The following is a 629-nucleotide window of genomic DNA, read 5'->3' as shown; positions in this document are numbered from 1 at the left end:
GGGCGGTTAACTCGCTCAGTCCAGTTAGGCTGCCGCGGCATCGGCCAAGGGGCTAACGCCACAAGGCTGCTGCCGCGGTTCCAATTCCAAAGGCTCCCCCAACGCCAATTCTCCGCCCGCAGTACAAGTCCTGCCGCTAGCGCATTGCGTTCGACGTAGCGGCAAACCACGAAGAAATGATCGTCGTCCTGAACCGGAAAGCTTTTGAACCGACCCTGGTAAAGATGTCCGCTGCCAGCGGTGTGGTAGTGAGCGTGGTGCCGAGCGGCATGCGTCATTGCCACCCAATACAGAAGACGGCTCATCGCACCGTCTTCGCGCGGCCGCAAGACCATGTGCCAATGGTTCGGCATCCACTGGTAGGCGAACAAGTCGACCGGATAGCTTTGTAAACCCTCCATGAGAATTCTCTCGAACGCTTCGTAGTCGGCCTCTTTACGAAAGATCGTTTGTCGCGAGTTTCCGCGATTCAGAGCGTGGTAGATCGCACCGGCCTCATCGGCCCTCGGGGGGCGCGGCATTGGAACACTCCGCCACAGGCAAAACAAAAAAAACCACCACTTCTGACCAGACTACCCGAGCAGAACTTCCCAAACAACCAATTCGGCTCCTGACCCCTTTTTCGACAT

The 629-nt window shown here is 57.6% G+C and carries 1 protein-coding gene; it reads right to left on the bottom strand.

Annotation, left to right across the window (positions count from 1 at the left end; translation table 11 throughout):
* Positions 1-521 (bottom strand): transposase (locus GNK13_RS18890; RefSeq protein WP_203329146.1); only part of this gene is annotated, 521 nt, incomplete at its 3' end.
* Positions 522-629 lie beyond the last annotated feature (108 nt).

It is taken from the genome of Candidatus Laterigemmans baculatus, from assembly GCF_010367455.1.
Taxonomy (GTDB): domain Bacteria; phylum Planctomycetota; class Planctomycetia; order Pirellulales; family Pirellulaceae; genus Laterigemmans; species Laterigemmans baculatus.
The sequence above is the reverse complement of the archived record's forward strand: the minus strand, read 5'-3'. Positions and strand labels throughout refer to the sequence as shown.